The organism is Acidimicrobiales bacterium, assembly GCA_041394185.1.
In the GTDB taxonomy this organism is placed as follows: domain Bacteria; phylum Actinomycetota; class Acidimicrobiia; order Acidimicrobiales; family Poriferisodalaceae; genus JAAETH01.
This window is the reverse complement of record JAWKIQ010000003.1, coordinates 542,408-565,758: the sequence shown is the minus strand read 5'-3', so window position 1 is coordinate 565,758 and position 23,351 is coordinate 542,408. Positions and strand designations below refer to the sequence as shown.

The 23,351-nt window shown below is 64.1% G+C and carries 20 protein-coding genes and 1 tRNA gene; 20 read left to right on the top strand and 1 reads right to left on the bottom strand.

The annotated features are described in order from the left end of the window. Positions 1-22: 22 nt before the first annotated feature. Together R2770_16145 and R2770_16140 are read left to right on the top strand one after the other, a co-directional pair. Positions 23-1,078, top strand: a complete 1,056-nt coding sequence (locus R2770_16145; GenBank protein ID MEZ5281990.1) for a hypothetical protein — start codon at positions 23-25, stop codon at positions 1,076-1,078. Beyond that, the gene (locus tag R2770_16140) at positions 1,075-1,311 is read left to right on the top strand and encodes a hypothetical protein (protein MEZ5281989.1); all 237 of its coding nucleotides are present in this window, start codon (positions 1,075-1,077) and stop codon (positions 1,309-1,311) included. The genes R2770_16145 and R2770_16140 overlap by 4 nt, the downstream gene beginning before the upstream one ends. A gap of 73 nt (positions 1,312-1,384) precedes the next feature. Here the strand turns inward: R2770_16140 and R2770_16135 are convergent. Then, positions 1,385-1,456 (bottom strand) — tRNA-Arg (locus tag R2770_16135). A 106-nt stretch (positions 1,457-1,562) separates the two neighbouring features. On the opposite strand from R2770_16135, the gene galE reads away from it, so the two are divergent. The 18 genes from galE to R2770_16045 all read left to right on the top strand — a co-directional run bounded on the left by galE (position 1,563) and on the right by R2770_16045 (position 23,339). After that, on the top strand, positions 1,563-2,543 hold the full coding sequence (gene galE / locus R2770_16130; protein MEZ5281988.1) for a UDP-glucose 4-epimerase GalE: 981 nt from the start codon (positions 1,563-1,565) through the stop codon (positions 2,541-2,543). A 39-nt stretch (positions 2,544-2,582) separates the two neighbouring features. Further along, the gene (locus tag R2770_16125; GenBank protein MEZ5281987.1) at positions 2,583-4,184 is read left to right on the top strand and encodes an arginine--tRNA ligase; all 1,602 of its coding nucleotides are present in this window, start codon (positions 2,583-2,585) and stop codon (positions 4,182-4,184) included. Then, the gene (lysA, locus tag R2770_16120) at positions 4,181-5,473 is read left to right on the top strand and encodes a diaminopimelate decarboxylase (protein ID MEZ5281986.1); all 1,293 of its coding nucleotides are present in this window, start codon (positions 4,181-4,183) and stop codon (positions 5,471-5,473) included. Before R2770_16125 ends, lysA begins: the two co-directional genes overlap by 4 nt. A gap of 67 nt (positions 5,474-5,540) precedes the next feature. Next, the gene (locus R2770_16115; protein ID MEZ5281985.1) at positions 5,541-6,842 is read left to right on the top strand and encodes a homoserine dehydrogenase; all 1,302 of its coding nucleotides are present in this window, start codon (positions 5,541-5,543) and stop codon (positions 6,840-6,842) included. Between the two features lie 7 nt (positions 6,843-6,849). Further along, positions 6,850-8,238: a threonine synthase gene (gene thrC, locus R2770_16110; protein MEZ5281984.1), complete on the top strand. Its 1,389-nt coding sequence runs from the start codon at positions 6,850-6,852 to the stop codon at positions 8,236-8,238. A 213-nt stretch (positions 8,239-8,451) separates the two neighbouring features. Further along, positions 8,452-10,464 carry a transcription termination factor Rho gene (gene rho, locus R2770_16105; GenBank protein ID MEZ5281983.1) on the top strand — a complete coding sequence of 671 codons (2,013 nt, stop codon included), beginning with the start codon at positions 8,452-8,454 and terminating at the stop codon, positions 10,462-10,464. Positions 10,465-10,645: 181 nt separating this feature from the next. Continuing rightward, positions 10,646-10,903 (top strand): type B 50S ribosomal protein L31, encoded by a 258-nt coding sequence (locus tag R2770_16100; GenBank protein MEZ5281982.1) that lies wholly within the window; start codon positions 10,646-10,648, stop codon positions 10,901-10,903. Positions 10,904-10,948: 45 nt separating this feature from the next. Continuing rightward, entirely contained in the window at positions 10,949-11,950 is a 1,002-nt protein-coding gene (locus tag R2770_16095; GenBank protein ID MEZ5281981.1) for a hypothetical protein, read from the top strand. Between the two features lie 11 nt (positions 11,951-11,961). Then, the gene (gene prfA / locus R2770_16090; GenBank protein MEZ5281980.1) at positions 11,962-13,026 is read left to right on the top strand and encodes a peptide chain release factor 1; all 1,065 of its coding nucleotides are present in this window, start codon (positions 11,962-11,964) and stop codon (positions 13,024-13,026) included. A gap of 6 nt (positions 13,027-13,032) precedes the next feature. Continuing rightward, on the top strand, positions 13,033-13,908 hold the full coding sequence (prmC, locus tag R2770_16085) for a peptide chain release factor N(5)-glutamine methyltransferase (protein ID MEZ5281979.1): 876 nt from the start codon (positions 13,033-13,035) through the stop codon (positions 13,906-13,908). A gap of 35 nt (positions 13,909-13,943) precedes the next feature. Then, positions 13,944-14,531 carry a hypothetical protein gene (locus R2770_16080; GenBank protein MEZ5281978.1) on the top strand — a complete coding sequence of 196 codons (588 nt, stop codon included), beginning with the start codon at positions 13,944-13,946 and terminating at the stop codon, positions 14,529-14,531. Positions 14,532-14,633: 102 nt separating this feature from the next. Next, a complete protein-coding gene (locus R2770_16075) occupies positions 14,634-15,032 on the top strand; it encodes a hypothetical protein (GenBank protein ID MEZ5281977.1) in 399 nt (132 codons plus the stop codon). Positions 15,033-15,065: 33 nt separating this feature from the next. Further along, positions 15,066-16,814: a DUF4012 domain-containing protein gene (locus tag R2770_16070; GenBank protein ID MEZ5281976.1), complete on the top strand. Its 1,749-nt coding sequence runs from the start codon at positions 15,066-15,068 to the stop codon at positions 16,812-16,814. A 137-nt stretch (positions 16,815-16,951) separates the two neighbouring features. After that, entirely contained in the window at positions 16,952-18,883 is a 1,932-nt protein-coding gene (locus R2770_16065; protein ID MEZ5281975.1) for a glycosyl hydrolase, read from the top strand. Then, positions 18,880-19,878, top strand: coding sequence for a hypothetical protein (locus R2770_16060; GenBank protein MEZ5281974.1), 999 nt, complete (start codon positions 18,880-18,882; stop codon positions 19,876-19,878). The genes R2770_16065 and R2770_16060 overlap by 4 nt, the downstream gene beginning before the upstream one ends. 48 nt (positions 19,879-19,926) lie before the next feature. After that, the gene (locus tag R2770_16055; protein MEZ5281973.1) at positions 19,927-21,096 is read left to right on the top strand and encodes a glycosyltransferase; all 1,170 of its coding nucleotides are present in this window, start codon (positions 19,927-19,929) and stop codon (positions 21,094-21,096) included. 60 nt (positions 21,097-21,156) lie between these two features. Further along, a complete protein-coding gene (locus R2770_16050) occupies positions 21,157-22,356 on the top strand; it encodes a glycosyltransferase family 4 protein (protein MEZ5281972.1) in 1,200 nt (399 codons plus the stop codon). 2 nt (positions 22,357-22,358) lie between these two features. Beyond that, positions 22,359-23,339: an NAD-dependent epimerase/dehydratase family protein gene (locus R2770_16045; protein ID MEZ5281971.1), complete on the top strand. Its 981-nt coding sequence runs from the start codon at positions 22,359-22,361 to the stop codon at positions 23,337-23,339. Positions 23,340-23,351 lie beyond the last annotated feature (12 nt).

Sequence of the window (23,351 nt, the reverse complement as noted above, 5' to 3'; positions counted from 1 at the left end):
GCGGACGACGAAAGGTTCGACCATGCTTGCGCGCAATCGCACCCTGGTCGGCGGGGGGCTGGTACTGCTGCTCGCGTCGCTCATGCTCGTCTTCGTGCCGGGGGCTGGGGCCCAAAGCGACGACGACCCGTGTCTCGACAACATCCCCGACCAGATACCGATCGAGGATCTGAGCCTCGATCCCGAGACCGAGGGCAAGGGCGGATCACTCCCGTCGGTCCTCGACTCGGATGAGGTCGCCGGCATCCTTGCCGACGTGTACGCCCGAATCCCCGACACCGACGGCGACGGATTCCCCGACCTACCGGTTGATTCCGAGGGAAACACCGACTTCACCGCCCTGGACCGGCTACTGGGTGAGCCGGGGGTCAGGGACATCGCCCCCGGCGAGAACTCGAACGTGGTGACGGTCGATCAGGACGGCGCGATCGTCATCCAGGCGACCGACGAACTGGTTGAACAAGCCGATGAGCAGGTCAGGCGATCGGGGTGTGATCCGGGTCTGGTCGGCGGCTCGGGCTCGGTGCTCTCGGGTGCGTGTATGGGCACTGCCTGGTCGTACGACGCCGATGGACAGCCGCTGGATCAGGCGGTCGACTGGAGCTTCGCCAATCCGCCCGTCGATGTGTTCGGCGATGGGGCTGGCACCCAGGCTTTCACCTCGGACAATCCGTTCCAGGTCGACGCGAACGGATTCGTCATCTACACCGGCGTGGCCGGTGGCCTGGAGCCTGGTTCTGGTCCTCGCGACCACGACTGGTTCATCCAGCTGAAGCTGTTCGGCACGGGCACCACTCTCGACGCAGGAGGCGATCCGAACTCGTCGGGAGAAAACCGCAATGCGGGCGCGGTCAACCTGCGGGACGATCTCCCCGGCGCAGCAAAGATCAACGCCATCATCGGGGCGAACGGTCAGATGACAGCCGACGGCGGCGACTTCCGATGCGTTGGCTCAGGATTCGTCGACCTGAAGGGCGATATCGACCCCACCCTTCCAGGCGTCGGGCTCGTCGCCATCGCAGCCATCGGGCTGTTGTTCAACGCCAGGCCCGCCCTCACATGGGGAGGTTCGAAGTGACCGCTACCACTGCTAGGCGTCACCCCGTCAGGGGTGCCCTGTACGGAATCGTTCTGGGCTTGGGGCTCGCTCTTGTCGCCATCGGCCGCAAGCTCGTCACCCTCGATTCGATCATGCCCTTGGTCATCGTGGTCGTGGGCATCGTCATCGGGGTTTTGTGGTCGATGCTCGGCCCGGCCAAGAACCCCAAAGCACCGGCGCCGCCAGAAGCATCGGCGGACGGCGCGGACTAGATCACAAAACGCGCCCGCAGGCGCGTTTCGGGGCTGAAAGTGACCGGCGCGTCACCCACCGTCACCAAAGGTGCGCCCTCGGCAGGATTCGAACCTGCGCACATGGCTCCGGAGGCCACTGCTCTATCCCCTGAGCTACGAGGGCATCGATCGGAATCGATCGAACGGTCAATGTAGCGTCTCGCCGACGCGTCGGTGCCACGAATGCGCGGTTCGATGGCACGGCGCCGGCAGCGGTCCATACTGTTTCGATGTCAAGTCTCCTGGTCACCGGCGGAGCCGGATACATCGGCTCACACACGGTGAGAGCACTGGTGGCAGCTGGCCACGACGTCGTGGTGGTGGACGACCTGTCGGCCGGTCGATCCGAGGCGGTCGGCGATTGCGTGTTGGCTGTCGGCGACATCGGAGACAGGGGTTTTGTCGAATCCGTGTTCCGTTCTCACGGTCCATTCGACGGGGTCATTCATTTTGCCGGCTACATCGAGGTGGCCAGATCTGTTGTCGATCCGCTGGCCTTCTACGAGACCAACCTGTCGAAGGCGGCAACCCTGGTGTCGGCGTGCGTTGAGAACCATGTAGGGGCCTTCGTGTTCAGCTCGACCGCAGCGGTGTACGGAATCCCCGAACAACAGCCCATCGTCGAGAGCTCTCCGGTGGCTCCGATCAATCCATACGGCTCGTCCAAGGCCATGCTGGAGCGAGTGCTCGAGGATGTGCACGCCGCACACGCCATGCCTTGGATAGCGCTGCGCTACTTCAACGCTTGCGGGGCCGACCCCGACGGCGGAATCGGAGAGGACCACGACCCCGAAACCCATCTGATACCGCTGGCGATCGCTGCTGCGGCGGGCAGGCGGGACGAGATGAAGCTCTTCGGGACCGATTACCCCACGCCCGATGGCACGTGCGTGCGCGACTACATACACGTCAGCGATCTCGCTTCGGCGCACGTGCTGGCCGTCGAGGGACTGCTGAAGGGTGCTCCCAGCGGGGCCTACAACCTCGGAACGGGTGTTGGGCATTCCAACCGCGAGGTCCTCGACGCTGTCGGGCGCGTTGTCGGTACACCCGTGCCTTACAGCGAGGCAGAGAGGCGGCCTGGCGATCCGGCAGAGTTGGTGGCCGATGCCAGCCGTTTCCGGGCCCAGTTCGACTGGCAACCGAACCACTCCGACCTGGATCACATCGTCGAAACTGCCTATAGCTGGCATCGCAGCCTTTGGTCGTGAGTACCCTCGTGGGTTTGCGTCGAACATCAAGAGGCACATGTGATTCGCGACAACCTCTCCGCCGCCGTCGGTGCCGCTCTGCAGAGCATGGGCATCGATCCGCTACCCGATTTACACCTGGAGCGCCCGGCCCGACGTGAACATGGCGACTGGTCCACAAACGTCGCCCTGGCGTCCAAAGGCAGCCACGGTCGCAACCCCCGCGAGTTCGCTGCGGAACTGGTCGAGACCCTCGCCGCCATGCAGATCCGCCATGTCGACGCCATAGAGATCGCCGGACCCGGTTTCGTCAACTTCAGGCTCGCCGATACCTGGCTGCACGACGTGCTGGTCGAGGTTGTCGAGGCGGGTGACGCCTTCGGCAGGCCAGACATCGGTGGTGGATCGCAGGTGCTGGTCGAGTTCGTGTCGTCGAACCCCACGGGCCCTGTGCACGCCGGTCACGCCAGGGGCGCCATCTATGGTGACGCGTTGTCGCGGCTGCTGGAGGCGACCGGGCACCGGGTGACCCGAGAGTTCTACATAAACGACCGCGGCGTGCAGATGCAGAACTTTGCCGCGTCGTTGGCCGCGGTTCGTGATGGTCGTGAGGTTCCGGCCGACGGCTACGCAGGTCCATACATCCAGACGTGGGCGCGTGAGATGCCGGCCGGTGTCGACCCGCTCGAGTGGGGTTACGAACGCTGCCTCGGCTACATAGACGAGACCCTCAAGCGGCTGGGCGTCGAGTTCGACTCGTGGTTCAGCGAACGGTCGATGGTCGGCAGCGGTGCCATCGAGGAGACTCTGGGCGATCTCGCCGAGCGGGGCGTTGTCTACGAGTCGGATGGCGCAACCTGGTTGCGGTCGACAGATTTTGGCGACGACAAGGACCGGGTGCTGGTCAAGTCCGACGGTGAGTTCACCTACATCACTCCCGATATCGCCTACCACCGCACCAAGTACGCCCGCGGCTATGACCTGTTGATCAACGTGTTCGGCGCCGACCATCACGGGTACGTCACCCGGCTCAGGGCGGCGGTCGAGGCACTGGGCAACGACCCCGACCAACTCGAGGTGCGCATCACCCAGATGGTGCGGCTCGAGCGCGACGGTGAGGAAGTCAAGATCGGCAAGCGCAGCGGCGTGTTCATCGAACTCGCCGACCTCATCGACGAGGTCGGGGCCGACGCCACCAGGTTCACCTACCTGCTCCAGGGAATCGACTCGCAGCAGACGGTCGACTTGGCCGCCATGGCCGCCCAGTCGATGGACAATCCGGTCTATTACGTGCAGATGGCTCATGCCCGCGCCTGTTCGATCCTTCGCAAGGAGGTCGAGGTCGGGTTCGCCCGGCCGGGCCTCGAAGGCGTCGACCTGGGCCTGCTGGGAGCGGTGCGCGAACTCGAGGTCCTCAGGGCCATCAGCGAGATGAACGATGTGTTGTCGCTGGCGGTGCGCGACCGCGCTCCGCACAAGGTCATCACGTGGTTGCGCGAACTGGCTTCGGCGTTCCACGGCTTCTTCCACGACTGCTACGTGTTCGGCAACGACGTCGACCCCGAGCTGACAGCGGCTCGGCTTTGGCTGGTCGAGGCGGCGCGCACCGTCCTGGCTTCGAGCCTCTCGATCGTTGGTGTGTCGGCGCCGGAGGAACTGTGACGTCTGTCGCGTCGGCCGATGGCCCCATCCCCAGCCATCTTCTACCCGACAACGCATCCGTTGGGCCCAACGGTCACCTGCACATCGCCGGGGTCGATCTCGTCGAGTTGGCCTACGACTATGGCACCCCGCTGTTCGTCTACGACGAGGATCATCTGAGGGCGCGCTGTCGCGAAGCCGTCGAAGCCTTCGGCGATGGTGTCGCCTATGCCTCGAAGGCGTTCTTGTGTCGGGCCATGGCGAGGCTGGCCCATGAAGAGGGCATGCACATCGACGTGGCGACGGTGGGGGAGATGCAGGTGGCCCTGGCCGCAGACGTGCCCGCTTCTCGCCTGGTGATGCACGGCAACAACAAGGATTCGTCCGAATTGGCCGCTGCCCTCGAGGTCGGCGTCGGCCGCATCGTCGTCGACAGCTTCGACGAACTCGACAAGATCGAGGCTTTGGTGGCCGCCGGGGCCCCGGCGCCAACGGTGCTGCTGCGTGTGACACCGGGGGTCAAGGCCGAGACTCACGACTTCATCTCGACCGGCCAGGACGACTCGAAGTTCGGTTTCGGGGTCGCCAGCGGTGCCGCTGCCAAAGCGGTCGAGCGTGCGATGGCAAGCCCATCCATGAACGTCGTCGGCATCCATTGTCACATCGGATCGCAGGTCTTCAGGGTCGAATCGATGGCCGAAGCACTGGGCGTGGTCGCTCGCTTCAGCGAACCCTTCGGGCTGCCCGAGCTGTCGATCGGCGGCGGCCTTGGTGTGGCCTACATCGAGGCCGAAGCCACCCCGTCGATCGCCGCCTGGGGCGCGATGATTCGTGAGGCTGCCGATCGCCTCGGTATCGACGCGACGATCGGAGCCGAGCCAGGCCGGTCGATCACCGCGTCGGCAGCGGTGACGCTGTATCGCATCGGAACCATCAAGGAACTGCCAGGCATCAGGACCTACGTGGCCGTCGACGGTGGCTACGGCGATAATCCTCGACCCGTCCTCTATGGCAGCGATTACACGACCTTCCTGCCGCGCAGTCCCCTGGCCGATCGACCGATGATCGCACGAGTGGTCGGAAAGCACTGCGAGAGCGGCGATGTCTTGGTTCGCAACGCCCACTTGCCGGCCGACGTCGAGGTTGGCGACATCCTCGCGACGCCGGTTACCGGCGCCTACGGGCATTCGATGGGAAGCAACTACAACAAGGTCTTGCGCCCTGCCGTCGTGTTCGTTCGCGACGGGCAGGTCCGCGAGGTGATTCGGCGCGAGACCGTCGACGATCTGCTGATCACCGACGTCGGTTGATCGCCTCAGTCGATCGGCCCCACAAACGGCGTCTGGTGATGTCGGTGGGGCGGGTACGGTGGCGCCCATGACCGATTCGCCGACACGCGCCGACTCGCCCATTCGTGTGGGCATTCTCGGTTGCGGAACCGTGGGTTCGTCGCTGGTGAAGCTCATCCGCGACGAGGCCGACGCCGTCAGAACCAGGACCGGAATCGAACTCGAGGTCGCCAGGGTCGCCGTGCGCAACCTGTCGGCCGAAAGGGCCATTGACCTCGAGCCCGGGGTGCTTACACGCGATTCTGCCGCGCTGGTGGCAGATCCCGAGGTCGACATCGTGGTCGAGACCATCGGGGGGATCGAGCCTGCCAGGCATCTGACGCTGGCAGCCCTTCAGGCCGGGAAACCGGTCATAACGGCCAACAAGGAGTTGGTGGCCAACTGCAGTGCCGAGCTGTTCGAGGCTGCCAATCGCAGCGGTGTCGACTTGCTTTTCGAGGCCGCTGTGGGTGGCGGTATCCCTTTGATTCGGGTGTTGCGCGAATCGCTTGTGGGTGAGCGGATCACCACGATGATGGGCATCGTCAACGGAACCACCAACTACATCCTCACCAAGATGACCGACGAGGGAGCTCCGTACGCCACCGCCCTCGCAGATGCCCAACAGCTCGGATATGCCGAGGCCGACCCGACCGCCGACGTAGAGGGCTTCGATGCCGGCGCCAAGGCCGCAATCATGGCGACCGTGGCCTTCGGCGTGGGCGTGGTCCCCGGCGACGTCTATCAAGAGGGCATCAGCCGCATCACCCCGACCGACATCGAGGCCGCGCGTCGCCTCGATCACGTGATCAAGCTCCTGGCCATCGTCGAGCGATCCGGCGATGCCGTGTCGGCGCGGGTGCACCCGGCGATCGTCCCGGCCAATCATCCGCTCGCCAGCGTCCGCGACAGTTTCAACGCCGTGTTCATTCAGGGTCAGGCGGTTGACGATCTGATGCTCTATGGCCGCGGGGCCGGTGGCGCGCCAACCGCCAGCGCCATGTTCGGCGACCTCATCGAAGCGGCCGTCAACCTGCGGCGCGGCACCCACAACGAACTCTGGGGGCTCGAAGCCGCTGCCGTTGTTCCGATCGACGAGACATCTTCGGCGTTCTATGTGCCCATCGACGTGGTCGACGCTCCCGGAGTCCTTGCCGCAGTGGCCACGGTCTTCGGTCGCCACGAGGTATCGATCAGTTCGATGGAACAACACGACGAGGGCGACAACGCGAAGCTGCTGTTGATCACGCACCAGGCACGCGAGGCCGACATGCAGGCGACCGTCGCTGAGCTGCGCACGCTCGAGCCGGTGTTGAAGGTCGGCAACCTCATACGTGTCATCGGAAGCTGAGGTCTACATGAGGTACGTATCCACTCGCGGGGACGCGCCGGTGGTGGACTATTCGGGTGCGCTGCTGGCCGGCCTGGCCATCGATGGTGGCTTGTATGTGCCCGAGCGCTGGCCTCGCCTCGGCGCCGAGCAGCTCGAGCTGTGCCGTACCGAGCCGTACCACCGATGTGCGGCCGAGATCATCTGGCAATTCGTCGAGGGTTCGGCCATCGAGCGAGACGCTCTGGACGAGATGTGCGAGGCCGCATACGCAACCTTTCGCGACGCCGATGTGACGCCCGTCAGGAGCCTGGGTGACGACGAGCATCTTCTCGAGTTGTTCTGGGGCCCCACCCTGTCGTTCAAAGACGTCGCCCTGCAGTTGTTGGGCCGCTTGTTCGAGCACGAGTTGAGGCGCACGGGCGACTTCGTCACCATCGTCGGCGCCACATCGGGCGACACCGGCTCGGCCGCCATCGAAGCCTGCCGAGATCGCAGCGGCGTCGAGCTGGTCATGATGCATCCCCATGGTCGGGTGTCGGAGGTCCAGCGGCGCCAGATGACCACAGTGGGCTCGGCGAACATCCACAACCTCGCGGTCAGGGGCACGTTCGACGACTGCCAGGACATGGTCAAGGCGATGTTCGCCGACAACGCCTTGCGCGATCGGGTTCACCTGGCCGCCGTCAACTCCATCAACTGGGCAAGGGTCTCGGCCCAGGTCGTGTACTACGTGCGCACCGCGGTTCGGCTGTCGGATGGCTCGCCCGTGTCTTTCACCGTTCCGACGGGCAACTTCGGAAACATCTTGGCCGCTCACATCGCGCGGTTGATGGGCGCCCCGATCGGGCGTCTCGTCATCGCCAGCAACTCCAACGACATCCTCACCCGAACCATCTCGACCGGAACGATGTCGATCGACGAAGTGGTGCCGACGACCTCGCCGGCCATGGACATCCAGATCTCGTCGAACTTCGAACGTTTGCTGTTCGACCTGTATCGAAGAAGCGGCCCCGCGCTGGCCGAGGCGATGCGAGAGTTCCGGGCGTCGGGCTTGCTCGAGCTTCCCGACGAGGCGACCGATCTGTTGCGTCGAGACTTCGCAGCAGGAATGGCCACCGAGGATCAGGTTCTGTCGGCCATAGGGGCCTTCCATCGATCGCACGGTGAGCTCATCGACCCACACACCGCTGTTGGAATCCACGTCGGCAGGTCTCTGCGGCTGCCGGGCGAGACGATGGTGTACGTCGCCACTGCTCACCCGTCGAAGTTCCCCGACGCGGTTGTGGCCGCTACCGGGGTCCAGCCAGAACTGCCAGAGCATGTAAGGCCGATTCTCGAGCTGCCCGAGACCTTCGAGGTGGTCGATGCCAGCCTCGAGGTGGTGCGCGAGTTCGTGGCTGCTGTTCGTTCTTGATCGGTCACATCGCTGCTCAGTTTCGGCCGGTGGTTGCCGACAGGCGTTGGTGGCGATACATTTCGCATTGGCCTCGCGCCAACGCCGGTTGAGTTCGATCCCGGCCCGGCCTCTTTTCCCAAAGGGCAAAGCGCCGGTGATCCAGGGGAACTCAAAGTTCGTTTGCCCGGCTCGGGGGCCATTCCTTGTACTCCTAAATCGGAGAGATGCTTGATGAGCACTCAGCCCGAAACACTCGACCGGAGTGTGCTCGAACGCAAAGCTCGAGACGAGCTTCAACAGATCGCGGGAGCGATCGGCGCGTCCGTCAACTCGCGTGCCAAGAAGGCCGACATCGTCGACGCCATCCTGGCTGCGGCCGGCGGCACCAGCGCCCAGCCCTCGGAAGAGACCTCGTCGCCTTCCGACAACGGATCGTCCAGGCCCCGCACCCGCGTGCGAAGTGCCGGCAACCTGTTCGATGTCGACGACCTCGATGTTGCGGTTGATTCTTCGCCCGCTGTCCCCGAGCCCGAGGTCAAGGTTCCGGACGTCGAAACCCCCGACGAGGAACCGAAAGCCGAATGGGAGCTCGCAATGGAGGCCGATCAGCCAGATCGGGCTGGTTCGGACGGTCAGGCGAACGGCACAAAGCAAGCCTCGGTGCCGGCCGGGGGCCGATCTGAAGACTCTCCCAACGAAGACGGTCCGAAGCGCCGGGTGAGAACGGTCGGCAAGTCCGACGACGCCGCGGCCCCGGAGGCGAAGGAATCGGCTGGCGACAAGCGGCCTGACTCGAGCGCAGCATCCAAGGCCGAGTCCAACCAGCAGGGCAAGGCCGAGTCAAATCAGCAGGGCAAGGCCGAGTCAAATCAGTCCGGCTCGAATCGGTCTGGAGGTGGCCAGCAGGCCGATAAGCAGTCGGGCGACTCGGGCTCTGGCAAGTCGGGTTCGGCAAACTCGAACAACTCGGGCGCCGAGTCTGGGAACGATGCAGCCAACAGCGACGGCGGAAACGGCGACGATCAGGGCGATTCGAACAACAAGCGCCGGCGTCGTCGTCGGGGCCGCGAGCGCGAGCCTCGCGAGGAGCAGTTCACCGGTGACCCCGTCGAGGTCGAGGGCATCGTCGACCTGCGAGACGAGGGCTATGGCTTCTTGCGCACCAAGGGTTTCCTCCCGTCGAAGGAAGACTGCTACCTGCCCGCAAAGCTGGTGCGCCAGCACGGCCTGCGCAAGGGCGACACCATCACCGGCACCAGCCGGCCTGCGAACCGCAGCGAGAAGAACCCAGCGCTGTTGCGGGTCGACACGGTAAACGGGGTCGATCCCGAGGAAGCCAAGAAGCGGCCACGCTTCGAGAACCTGACGCCGCTGTTCCCAGACCAGAAGCTCCGGCTCGAGTTGACCAGCGATCCAAGCAACATGACGGCTCGCATCATCGATCTCGTATCGCCCATCGGCAAGGGTCAGCGCGGCCTCATCGTCTCGCCTCCAAAGGCGGGCAAGACCACGGTGATGAAGCAGATCGCACAATCGATCGAGGCCAACAACCCCGAGGTCGAGTTGATCGTTCTGCTCATCGATGAACGTCCCGAGGAGGTCACCGACATGCGTCGCTCGGTGCGCGGCACCGTGGTGGCGTCGACCTTTGACCGGCCATCCGACGAGCACACCCAGGTCGCAGAGGTCACCATCGAGCGCGCCAAGCGCATGGTCGAAGAGGGCAAGGACGTCGTCATCATCCTCGACGGCATCACCCGCCTGGCACGCGCCTACAACCTTGCAGCGCCCGCCACGGGCCGCATCATGTCGGGTGGTATCGACACCGGGGCGCTGTATCCGCCCAAGAAGTTCTTCGGTGCGGCGCGAAACGTCGAGGAGGGCGGTTCGCTGACGATCTTGGCGACCGCTCTTATCGAGACCGGCTCGAAGATGGATGAGGTGATCTTCGAGGAGTTCAAGGGCACTGGCAACATGGAGCTGCGCCTCGATCGTCGTCTCGCCGAGCGGCGCGTGTATCCGGCCATCGACGTCGATTCGTCGTCGACCCGTCACGAGGAGCTCTTGTTCGAGCGCAAGCAGCTGCAGCAGGTTTGGAAGCTGCGCCGGGTTCTGTCGGGCCTTTCCGGAGGTGACGGAGAGGGGCGTTCGGGCGCCGGTCTGGAGCTGTTGGTGGATCGTCTGAAGACGTTCCGGAACAACGACGAATTCCTCGCCGAGATTGCCAAAGCGCCGAGCCTGTAAGGCTCGCGCCAGAGGATGCAGCGCCGAGCCTGTAGGGCTCGCGCCAGAGGGTGCAGCGCCGAGCCTGTAGGGCTCGCGCCAGAGGGTGCAGCGCCGAGCCTGTAGCGCCTCGCCGAGACATTGGATAGAGTTGTCGGTCGGCCCTGAAGCCGTCGGCCGAAGCATCACGGAGTTTCTTGCAATGAAGGACGGAATCCATCCCGAGTACCGGCCCGTCGTGTTCCAGGACACGTCGACCGAGTTCTCCTTCTTGACCCAGTCGACAATCGAGACGCGCGAGACCATCGTGTGGGAAGACGGCAACGAGTATCCGTTGGCCAAGGCCGAGCTCACCAGCGCCAGCCATCCCTTCTACACCGGTCAGATGAAGATCGTCGACACCGCTGGTCGTGTCGAGCGTTTCGAGAAGCGCTACGGCGCTCGTCGTCGCGGCAAGTGACACACTTTTGGCCGTTGCCCTTCGGGCACGGTCGCTGAGCGCCCGATGGCGCTCGATCCTCAGCAGAGATCGCGGCTTCACGAGGCCAAGCTCCGCTCGCTGGCGCGCTCGCAGTTCGACGTCGAGTTGGTCGAGTCGAGCGGCAGCGAGAGCGGTGCTTTCGGTTGGTCTGCTGATCGCTGTTTCGCACTGATCGAAGGGCGTCCCGACACTTCGCTCGGGCGCGCCTTGGGCATGGCGCGTCGACGCGACAGCCAGCGGCTGGACGTGTTGTGTCAGGTCGGCGCAGGGTCGGTCGCCCTGCGCGCGTCACTGCTCGACCGCCCCGTCTGGGTTTGGGCGGTCGACGGAACGGCGGTCAACCCTGCCAACGCGGCTCCTGTCGACGTCGGAGCAGAGCCAGCGCCCGAAGCCCTGTCGCTGATTCCCGCCATCGAAGCGGCCGGTGCCCGGCCCTTCGTGGAACATGGCGTGGTTCTGGCCGAGGTCAGGGGCCTCGAGGTTGGGCGGGTCGAGGTGGACGAGTTCGGGCCTCGGCTGGTTGTGGGCGTCAGCGTCGACGACCGCATGATGAACGAGATAATCCACTCCAACGAACCTGCTGAGGTCACCTTGGCTCGCGTGGTCGATCTGGTCGAGCCGTATCGTCTGGCGGGTGCAGACCCGCACCCGTTCAATCGTTTGAGCCGCGAGCGCTTGTTGCGCCAGGTCATCATGGACGACCCGTCGTCGGTTGGGTTTCAGTGGGTTTCTCCGGCGCAACCGCCATCTCCTCGCCCCAACCTGGCCGATCCTTGTCCTGCGGTGGCACTTGCGGGAGACGGTGACGAGGTGGGGGCTGTTGTCGTGGCGTCGGTTGGCGTAGACCTCGAGCTGGTTCCCTTTGCCGCCCACGCCAGGCACCTGTTGGCTCCATCGGCCGAGCTGTTGGTCGTGGTGCCCGAACGTGACGCTGTCTCGTTCACCGCCGAATTGGTCGGTGGTGTCGTGGGTGGTGCCAGGTTGGTGACGGTGGGTAACGACTGGTTCGCCGCGGCAGGGCTGTAGCCTCGGCGAACGTGCTCGACCGACTGACCCAACTCGAAGACGAACTCACCGTTGTCGAGACCCAGCTGGGCGATCCCGACGTGGTCACCGATCGGTCTCGGTTCGCCGAGGTGGGCAGAAGGCACGCCGAGTTGTCCGAGGTCGTCGAGGTCGGCCGACGCTGGCGTTCGGCGATCGAAGACGCGGCCACGGCGCGAGAGATGTTGGAAGAGTCCAGCGGTGCCGATCGGCGCGAGATGACCGAGATGGTCGAAGCGGCCGATGCCGAGGTTGCCCGCCTGGAGGCCCAGTTCAAGCTCAAGCTGCTGCCCAAAGATCCCAACGATGGCAAGAACGTGATCCTCGAAATACGCGGCGCCGAGGGGGGAGAGGAGGCCAACCTGTTCGCCCGCGATCTCTTCGAGATGTACCGCAACTTCGCGTTGGCGCGGGGCTGGAAGCTCGAGATCATCAGCGCCGACCCCTCCGACCTGGGTGGCTACAGCGACATCACCGCTGTGGTGAAGGGCGATTCGGCGTGGTCGATGCTCAAGCACGAGGGAGGCCCTCACCGGGTGCAGCGGGTGCCCGTGACCGAGTCGCAGGGCCGGGTCCACACCTCGTCTGCCACCGTCACGGTGTTGCCGGAGGCCGACGAGGTCGAGGTCGACATAGATCCCAACGATCTGACCGTCGACGTCTTCAGGGCGTCGGGCCCCGGTGGTCAGTCGGTCAACACCACCGACTCAGCGGTTCGAATCACCCACAAGCCGACAGGCATGGTGGTGTCGATGCAGGATGAGAAGAGCCAGCTCCAGAACAAGGAGAAGGCGCTTCGGGTCTTGAGATCACGGTTGTTGAAAGCAGAACAGGATGCGAGGGCGGCCGAGCTCTCGGCCGCGAGACGCGACCAGGTGGGTGGTGGAGGTCGCAGCGAGAAGATCCGCACCTACAACTTCAAAGAAAACCGGGTCACCGATCATCGCATCGGGCTGACCCTGTACAAGCTCGACAAGGTCCTTTCGGGCGAACTCGACGAGGTGGTCGAGTCTTTGCAGCAAGACGAGCGCCAGCGTCAGCTCAGCACCGAGGGTTGAACGTCGGTGTCGGATGGGACTGTCCCTTGGAGTGCATTTGCAGCCGAGGCCGAGCGGCGGTTGGCTGAGGCGGGTATTGAACAGCCCGAGCTAGAGGGGCGTTGGCTGGTCGAGGAAGCGGCGGGCTTCTCTTCTGGAGAATGGTTCGAGCGCCGTTTCGAACTGGCCACGGTGCGGGGTGTGGCGCGTTTCGATCAGATGATCGAGCGACGGCTGGCCGGCGTGCCCATCCAGTACGTGCTGGGACATTGGCCGTTTCGAATGCTCGATTTGATGATCGACACACGTGTGCTGATTCCCCGGCCCGAGACCGAGGTGTTGGCGGGGTTGGTCTTGGATCGGCTGGCGTCGATCAGGTCGCCTTTGGTCGTCGATCTGGGTACTGGTAGCGGAGCGATCGGTCTGGCGGTGGCCTTTGAGCACCCGACGGCTCAGATCTGGCTCACAGATTCGGATCCAGATGCCATCAGTGTCGCACGCGCCAACCTCGCCGGTCTGGGGCGCCACGGTTCGCGTGTTGGCATCGTCGAGGGCGACTGGTTCGAGGCTCTTCCCGAAGACCTTCGCGGAACGGTCGACGTGTTGGTCTCCAACCCGCCGTATGTGGCCGATGACGCGCAGCTCGACGCCTCGGTGATCGACCACGAACCCCACACCGCCTTGTTCTCGGGCCCGCAGGGAACGAACGATCTGGCGATGATCGTGAATGGCGCACCTGGGTGGCTCGCCGAGTCTGGGGCCCTGTTTCTGGAGATGGGGCCACAACAGGTAGCTCTTGTGTGTTCCTGGTGTCGGGATGCGGGATTCGGATCGGTTGTGACAGCCCGCGACCTTGCCGGTATCGAGCGCTTCGTCATCGCAACCCGGGGCCAGCCCCTTTGAGTCGGGGGCCCTTTGGCCCAATAGAGTGAGGCCTGGTGACCGATCGACCTCCACGGATTCTCTTCGTTTGCACTGGCAACATCTGCCGCTCGCCGATGGGTCAGTACCTGATGTCTTCGAGGCTCGACGCGATGGGCATCGCCGCAAGCGTGCGATCTGCGGGCTTTGCCGCCGAGGGCCAGTCGATGCCAAAGCACGCCCTTTCGGTTCTTGCTGGTGCGGGCATAGATGCCTCGGCGCACCTGAGCACACGCATGACCCCCGACCACGTGCGGGGTGCCGATCTGATCTTGACCATGACCGGGCGGCACGCAACCGAGGCCGCCGTGCTCGATCTCGAGTCGGTGCCTCGGATCTATACCCTTCGCGAGTTCGCCATCAGGGCTTCGGGCTTCGGGCCACGCGATGCCGGGGCGAGCCTTCGCGACTATGTGCTCGATGTCGGGTCTGACCGCACGCCCGGTCACCTGGGTGCTGGGGGTTCGAGGGAGGACATCGCGGATCCGTATGGGCGCCGCAAGGGTGCCTACAAAAAGGCGTTCCAGGAGATCCAGACTGAAATCGACGCACTTGTACCGACGTTGTTCTCTGGTGGGCAGTCGCTCACGGGGTTAGGGTCCTGACTGTTGACAACAGCCGAAAACCACGTAAAGTGTTGACCTACCCAATAATTCTCACTCTCTGCTGCAGATGCCGAGAGATGGCGGGACTGCAAGGTGAATCAAATGCGAAAGAATCGTGAAGCTCTGAGGCGTTCGGGAGTTGCTGCGCTGGCCGTGGCGGCATGCCTTGCTCTGGGTTCTGCTCCGGCCGGTGCGGCGGACGCATACTCCGATGGTGGGTCCGGCAGCACCGGGCAGACGACCGATACCGGCGGCGGTTCGACAGGCGATACCGGCGGCACCGGGACCGGCGCCGACGGCACGACCGGTGGTGGCGACACCACCACCGGTACCGATACCTCTGCGGGTGGCACCACCGGCAGCGGCACTGTGGGTCAAGTCGACGATGGTCAACTGGCATTCACAGGTGGCGACGCCCTGTCCCTCACCCTCATCGGTGGCGCAGCGCTCGGAGCTGGAGCTCTCATGGTGGCCGTCAGTCGCCGCCGCGATGACGACTGATCTCGTCGAGCACAATCTAGGCTCTGCCGCTTGATGGGTTTCATCAAGCGCAACCTGCTTTCCGTCTTTGCTCTATTCGCTGTAGCGGTCTTCGTCTGGGCCATCTGGGCCGCGTACAACGCGAAGAAGGCTGTTGACGAGGCTCGCGAGGCGCAGTCGATAATCGAAGAGGTCGACTCCTTCAGGCTCGAGGACCTCCTCGCGGGTGACGCCATCGAACCTCTGGACGCCTCCGCGACCCTTCTCGAGTCGGCCCACGAGCGGCTCAGTCGGCCCTTGATGAGGCCTGCTCACTGGCTTCCGGTCCTGGGCCGCCAGATAAAGGCGGCAGACGATCTGTCGTCTGGAATCTCGGGCGTCTTGCGCGTTGCCTCGTCGTCAGTTCGCGACATCCGCTCGGGGTTCGACGAGGACAGCTCTGTTCTGGCTCGAATGCGTCTGGTGTCGGAGAACGTCGGGCTTGTCGAGGATGCGATCCAGGCCGCCGATCTGGGTGATGGCAATGCGCTGATATCGGTGTTGGCCGAGACCCGGGCCGAAGTCGTCGATCGCTTCGACCGCCTGCGGGCGACGGCCTCGCGGGTGAGGGCATCGACTTCGGCGGTCGCCGAGCTGTTGGATGGACCCGAGAATCACCTGTTGCTGATCGCCAACAACGCTGAGATGCGGGCGGGAAGCGGCATGATCCTCACGACCGGGGTGCTGCGGACCCAGGGCGGTGCCGTTGTGGTCACCGATCTCGGCAGCTCGTTCTACCGAAACCTAGAACCCGGCGCTGTCGAGCTCACGAAGACCTACGAAGACCACTTCGGCTTCGCCGAGGTCGAGACCGAGTGGCGCAACCTCGGACTCACCCCGAGGTTCCCCGAAACGGCCGAGTCGGCTCTGCGAATGTGGCAGGCGGCAACCGGGGAGGCTCTCGACGGTGTGATCCTGGTAGATCCGTTCATGCTCGAAGCCCTGCTCGCCGGCATGGGGCCCGTGACCGTCGACGGCCTCGACTACACCGAGGACAACATCCTCGAATACCTGCTCCATGGCCAGTATTTGACCATCGACGTCGAGCAGACCAACACCGAGCGGCGGCAGGCTGAACGATCGCTGGCACCAGCCATCTTGTCGGCGGCGCTGACAAGGGACCACGATCTGGACGAGTTCGTTCCCAGGGTCGCCCGGGCGCTCGCCGGACGCCATCTGCTGCTTTGGTCACCCGACGCCGACCGGCAGGCGGCATGGGCCGAGGCCCAACTCGACGGCGAACTCGTGCCCAACTCGTTGTCGCTCGCGTTCTCCAACCGGTCGCCTTCCAAGCTGGACTATTTCATCGAGGTTCGCACGGGTATGAAGGCTTCCGTCGAGGGTGATGTGCGCAGTGTCGAGGTCGAGATCGCCATAGACAACGTCGTCGATCCGTCTGAGGAACCCCTCTATATCACCGGGCCGCAGCCCACGGACGAGACTCCGGTCGAGCTTGGCGAGTATGTCGTACTGGTTACGGCGAACACCCCAGGCGCCGCTGTCGATTCGCGCTTCGACGGGGTCGACGACCTGGAGGTGGCAGGTGGCGACGGCCCTACCCGAATCGTGGCTACGTCTACCAGCGTGATGCCCGGTGAGCGCCAGACCGTGGTTTTGCGCTTCGAGTTGCCGGTGGAAGTCACGGAGCTTCGCCTTGAGCCCTCAGCGCGGTACTGGCCCATCGCCTGGCGCCTGGGCGACACCGACCATCGGGTGGACGAACCATTTGTCGTCGACCTCGAGTCGCTGCCGCCGATCGACTAGCGCCTCGCAGGCGGCCCGCGCGAGTTCTCGGGTTTTGTGTTGTAACTATTGCCCGCCACCCCTATGCTCGTCATGATTTCGTAACAAATGACCTCAAGTGGGCGTAGAGAAAGGCGATAGGTAGCACCATGCACTCGATGCGTCGCACCCTCAGCATCACTGTGGCGGTAATGCTCTTTTCGTCCCTGGCCTTCGTCTGGCCCAGGCAGGCCGAGGCTGCAGCCCCACCACTCACCGCTCACAAGATGGGTGCCTACGTCGGGTGGAGCACGGCGACCGCAGACTCCTTCGGCTCGACCGTCGGACGGCCGATCGAGTCGTTGACGCTGATGCTCGATCGCGACAGCTGGGCCGAGATGTCATCGTCAGCTCGTGGCCTGGGCAGCCTTTGGGGCGACCGCAACGTCCTGACCGTGGTTTCGTTCCCGATGTCGGTCGCGGGCGAGTCGCTTGCGCAGGGTAACTCGGGGGCCAACGATCAAAAGATCCGAGAGATCGCCCAGATCCTGGTCGACGGAGGCCTCGACGGCTCGGTCATGCGTGTCGGCTGGGAACACAACGGTTCCTGGAGTGAGTGGTCTTCGCTCAGCGATCCTGATGCCTACTCGGCCTACTTCCGGCGCATCGTGAACATCTTCCGCGACGTTTCGCCCGACTTCAGGTTCGAGTGGAACGTCAACATCCGCTACGTCGATGTAGATCTGCGGAGCTATCCCGGCGACGCTTACGTCGACGTCATCGGGATGGACATCTACAACTCGTCCTACGGCGAAACCCAGCGTGATCCGGTCGATCGTTGGAACACCTTCCTCAAGCGCGGCGCCGGGCTCGAATGGCACCGCGACTTCGCAGCGTCTCGGGGTAAGCCGATGGCCTATAGCGAATGGGCGCTGTCTGACAACCACCTGCCCGGCGTCGTGCACGATGATCCGTACTTCATCGAACAGATGCTGCGCTGGATCGCTACGAATAACGTGGCCTACGCCAACTATTTCCACTCGAACGAATTCAAACTGACGAACTACCCGAACGCCCTGAAGCGCTATCGCGAGGTTCTCCGGGAAGTGCCAGGCTCGGGTGGCGGCCCCGTGGTCACTCAGCCGACAACCACAACCACCGCGGCCCCGCGCCCCAAGCCCACCGCAGCGCCTACCACCACTACCACCACCCAGGCGCCCGCACCCCGGCCGACAACTACGGTCAAGCCATCGCCTCCTGCGACGACGACTCCCGTGGGCACCACGCCAACCACGACGGCTCCGGTTCCCCGAGGTGACGGCCAAACATGCGCACCTCCCAGCAATCCGCCCCGCTCTCCGGGGTCTGCTGTGGGCGCTGGATACTGGGTCATCGACACCTCGGGTGTGGTCAGTGCCCTGGGTGATGCTGGTTGGTACGGCGACCTGCGATCGACCGGGGTGACCCCGGTTGCAATCGCTGGATTGCCTGGCGGCGGCGGTTACTGGATCGTCGACGGCAGGGGTGTCGTCTATGCGTTCGGAGCGGCTCCGCACCTGGGTGACCTGTCGGGTTACTCGCTCGCGAGCCCGATCAAGTCGATCGTCGTTCACCCCAACGGGCACGGCTACTGGCTGATCGGGTCAGACGGCGGAGTGTTTGCCTTCGGTGTGCCCTTCCACGGCTCGATGGGCGACCAAGCCCTGGTGGCCCCCGTGGTGTCGGGTGAGGCAGCACACAGCGGCTACTGGCTGGTCGGATCCGATGGCGGTGTATTCTCCTTCGGTGTCCCGTTCCACGGCTCAACGGGCGGCATGCAGCTCGCTGCACCCGTCATCTCCCTCGCAGCTCACCCCCGCGGTGGCGGCTACTGGCTCTACGCCGGTGATGGCGGGGTCTTCGCCTTCGGCGTTCCTTTCCACGGTTCGATTCCCGGAATGGGCCTGTGCGATCCCCCGAACGCAACCGATCTCGAAGTCTCGCCCACAGGTGGGGGATACTGGGTGCTCGCCGATGACGGGCGCGTATTCCCATTCGGCGACGCTCCTACTCTCGGCCATGCCTCGCCGTCTGGCGCAGCGATCGATCTGGCGGTGATGTCGAGCAGATGAGCGGGTCAGACCGCGGCCTGGACGACCTGAAAAGAGCGCTCCGGTCGGTCGTGAAGGAGGCGGTGTGGGCCGCCACCAGTCACACGCCAGGCAGCAAGCCCGATATCGGACTGTTTGCATCGCGCCGAGGTGGCAGCACCTGGCTGATGCAGGTAATCGGCTCTGCGCCGGGTGTCAGGTCGCTCGACCAGCCCTTCTCGGTCATGACCGCGAACCTCACACCCGGGCACTACCGGCGCATCCCCAAATATCCCTATGGCGAGATCGTTTCGCCCGCCGAAGACGAGTTCGAGGCCCTCGAGGCATATGTCACGTCTTTGCTGGCGGGAGAGTTACCGCTGAATGCTCCATACCGGTTCTGGGAGCGCGGTTTCGAGCGCAAGACGAACCGCCAGGTTCTGAAGATCGTCGGCGCCAAGTCGATCATCGAGTGGCTCGATACCCGATTTGGCATCCAGGTCGTCTACGTCAGCCGTCATCCGATCACCCAGTCGTTGTCGTGCATCCGCAACGGCTGGACGCTCACCGCAAGAGCCTTCCTGGACAACCCGAGATTCGTCGATGCCTGGCTGCCGGGTCCTGTCGAGGCCCGTTGTCACGACATCTTGTCGAACGGAACCGAGCTTGAACGCTTCGTGATGAACTGGGGACTCGAGAACATGGTGCCCATCCGTTCAGACCGGCGAGATCATTGGTTGAACATCTCCTATGAGCACACCGCGCTTTTTCCCGACGCCACGATCGAGCTCCTCGACAGTCGACTCGATCTGGGAGGGGTCGAGATCTTGCGCAGTGCGCTCAACCGTCCTTCCCGATCGTCGCGGCTGTCCACCGCCGAGCGTCGTAGCGCCATGCGTCGCGGAGATGCACGGGAGCTGGTCGAGAGCCCTTTGCTGCGGGTCGACCCCAAACAACGCGCCGCGGCGATGCGAATCCTCGATGACCTGGGTGTTGCCATCTACTCGCCGGACTCTGCTCTTCCGGGCGGTGAATGATCGCCTGGCCCGCGACACGCCCTCAACCGTCATAGCCTGGTGGGCACCATGATCCTCTGGTTGTCAGGCGTGTCACCGGTCGGCGTCGACTCGGGTCTTGCTCTCTACTCTTCGGGACTGGCCGGAGCGGTGGCGTCGTGCGGCCATTCGATTGCGGCCATCGGTCTGGGTCGCTCCGGGCGAATTCGTGACGTGGACTGGACCGGCGTCGACTCGCCGATGTGCTCTCGGCTCTCGACGCTCAGGTCCCCGAATCCATACATCGCCGCCCGTCTCGACACCGAGGCTCACCGACGGGCGATCATCGAGGTGCTGGATCGCAAGCCACGCTTCGTCGTCTTTGACCATCTCATGTCGGCTTGGGCCCTCGACCTCGTAGCCGAGCGGATCCACCCGGACCACACCAAGCTGGTTCACGTATCCCACAACGACGAGCACCTGGTTCGCACGCGTTGGGCCCGAGGCATACCGGTTACCAGTCCAAAGGGTATCTACCTCAGATTCGACGCCAGGCGGGCTTCGCGGCTCCAGCGACGGCTGCTCGACTCGGTCGAGCTCGTCTCGGCCATAACCGATGTCGACAGCCAGACCATGGGCCGGCGTCACCCGCGGCCGAGCTACATCGTGTTGACTCCGGGCGCCGACGCCCCACCGGCTGCAGGCGACCCACCTCCGTTGGCCGAGCGGCCCCGCTCGGTGGTTCTCTTGGGCTCACTCGACTGGGAAGCCAAGCGCCAGAACGTGATCGAGGTCGTCGAGAGTCTCGACCAGCAGCTGGCACAGGCGGGCATCGGGCTAAGTGTCGTCGGGGGAGGCGACGACGAATTCGTCGCTTCCCAGCAAGGCCGGTGGAAGGCAACGAAGTTCACCGGTCGCGTCGACGATCTCGATGCGGAGCTGGCACGCCACCGGATAGGCCTGGTCGCCGAACCCATCGGCGGAGGTTTCAAGTTGAAGAGTCTCGACTACATCAACCGGGGACTGCCCATGCTGGTTCTCGACGGTTCGATGTCTGGGACGGGCCTCGAACCCGGCAGGCACTATCGAAGCGTGAGCGCCCTGAAAGACATGTCGAAGGCGATCGTTGAATCGATCGACGATGCCGAAACTCTCGAGACACTGGCAAGTGCAGCAGCGGTCGATTGTGCGGGTCGGTTCGACTGGTCAGCCAGAGGACATCAGTTCTCGGCCGCACTCGAAACCCTTGGTGTCGATTGATTGCGGCCGATGGATTGACATGGAGGCGAAAGGCAGGCGATGACGCATCGGCGAGTTCTCGTGCACGACTACTCCGGCCACCCGTTTCAGCTGCAGCTGAGCCGCGCCCTGGCAAACCGGGGCCATGAGGTCCTCCATCTGTATTCCAGTGACTTCACGACCGGACAAGGTGCTACGACCGTCACAGAAGAAGATCCGGATTCACTGGCGATCGAGCCGGTAGGCATCGGGCTGCAGTTTGCGAAGTACAGCCCGCTTCGCAGGACGATCCACGAGGTCCGCTACGGCTTGAAGCTTCGCAAGCGTGTGAAGCGCTGGGGCCCCGACGTGATCATTTCGTCTAACACCCCTCTGCTTTCGCAAGCCGTGTTGATGTCGCTCGTCGTGACACGGCGTATCCCGTTCGTCTTTTGGCTCCAAGACGTCTACAGCCTGCTGATCACCGAGGCGTTGGCCCAGCGGTTCGGCAAGGTGGGTCACTGGGTGGGCGCCTTGTTCGGCCGTCTCGAGGCCAAGATGCTGAGACTCTCGGACGCAGCAGTGGTCATCACCGATGACTTCCGCCCGATCCTGAGGCGCTGGAAGGTCGACTCGAGCCGAGTCAAGACCGTGCCGAACTGGGCGCCGCTCGAAGAGCTGCCGCCGACCTCTCGAGCCAATGCATGGGCGACCGAGTTCGGTCTTGCCGGCGAGTCGCCGGTGTTCGTGTACAGCGGGACGATAGGCCACAAACACCGCCCGGACCTTCTGCTGGCCTTGGCTGATGCGCTTCCGGATGCGACGGTTCTGGTGGTCTCGGAAGGTCCCGGGGCAGATTGGCTCCGCAAGCAGAACGACCAGAAGCGTCGTTCGAACCTGAGGGTCGTGCCCTTCCAACCCTACGAAAGGTTGCCCGAGGTCTTGGGCTCGGCAGACGTACTCGTCGCGGTGCTGGAACCGGACGCGGGCGTCTACTCTGTGCCCTCGAAGGTGCTCTCTTATCTCTGCGCAGGTCGCCCGATCCTTGCCTCCATGCCAATGGAGAATCTGGCCGCCCGGACGATTCTGGCCAACAACGCCGGCCTTGTTGCATCTCCCACCGACGATGATCAGTTCATTGCCTTCGGGCGGGAGCTGTTCGAAGACGCCGACCTGAGGATGCTCCAGGGCAAGGCTGCTCGCTCCTACGCAGCGAATGCTTTCGATATCGATTCGATTGCCGACCAATTCATCGAGACAGTGGACTCAGCCGTCGCAGTCAGGGCGACGAGAAACGGATAATCATGACCAACAAGGACGATCTCGTTGTCGTTGCCGGCGGCGGCGGCTTCATCGGTGGGCACCTCGTCAAGAGCCTCCTCGACGAGGGCTACACCAGGGTGCGCTCTGTTGACATCAAGCCAAAGAGCGAGTGGTACCAGGTCCACCCCGATGTCGAGAACCTCGAGCTGGACCTGACCCTGCGCGACAACTGCATGACGGCACTCGAAGGCGCCGACGACGTCTACAACCTCGCCGCTGACATGGGCGGTATGGGTTTCATCGAAACCCACAAGGCCCTGTGCATGCTTTCGGTTCTGATCAGCACCCACGTTCTCGTGGCCGCACAAGAGCAGGGCGTCAAGCGGGTCTTCTACTCGTCGTCTGCGTGTGTCTACAACGCCGAGAAGCAGACGTCACCTGACATCACCGCGCTCAAGGAAGCCGACGCCTACCCCGCTATGCCCGAGGACGGCTATGGCTGGGAGAAGCTGTTCAGCGAGCGGATGGCGCGCCACTTCCGTGAGGACTTCGGCCTTTACACGCGCGTGGCCCGTTTCCACAACGTGTACGGCCCCAACGGTACCTACGACGGCGGCCGCGAGAAGGCCCCGGCGGCGATGTGTCGCAAGGTCATCGAGGCCAAGCTGTCGGGCAACCACGAGATCGAGATCTGGGGCGACGGGGAACAGACCCGCAGCTTCATGTACATCGATGATTGCACCGAGGGCGTGCGACGCTTGATGGAGAGCGACGTCATCGAGCCCATCAATCTGGGGTCGGACGAACTCGTCTCGATCAACCAGCTGGTCTCGATCGTCGAGGACATCGCCGGCATCACGCTGAAGCGCAACTACAAGCTGGACGCCCCGCTCGGGGTGCGCGGTCGCAACAGCGACAACACGATGATCCAGGATCTCCTGGGGTGGGCCCCGTCGATCTCGCTCAGGGACGGTATGGAGCGCACCTACAGGTGGATCTACGACCAGATGACTGCCGGCTAGCGATTGGGACCC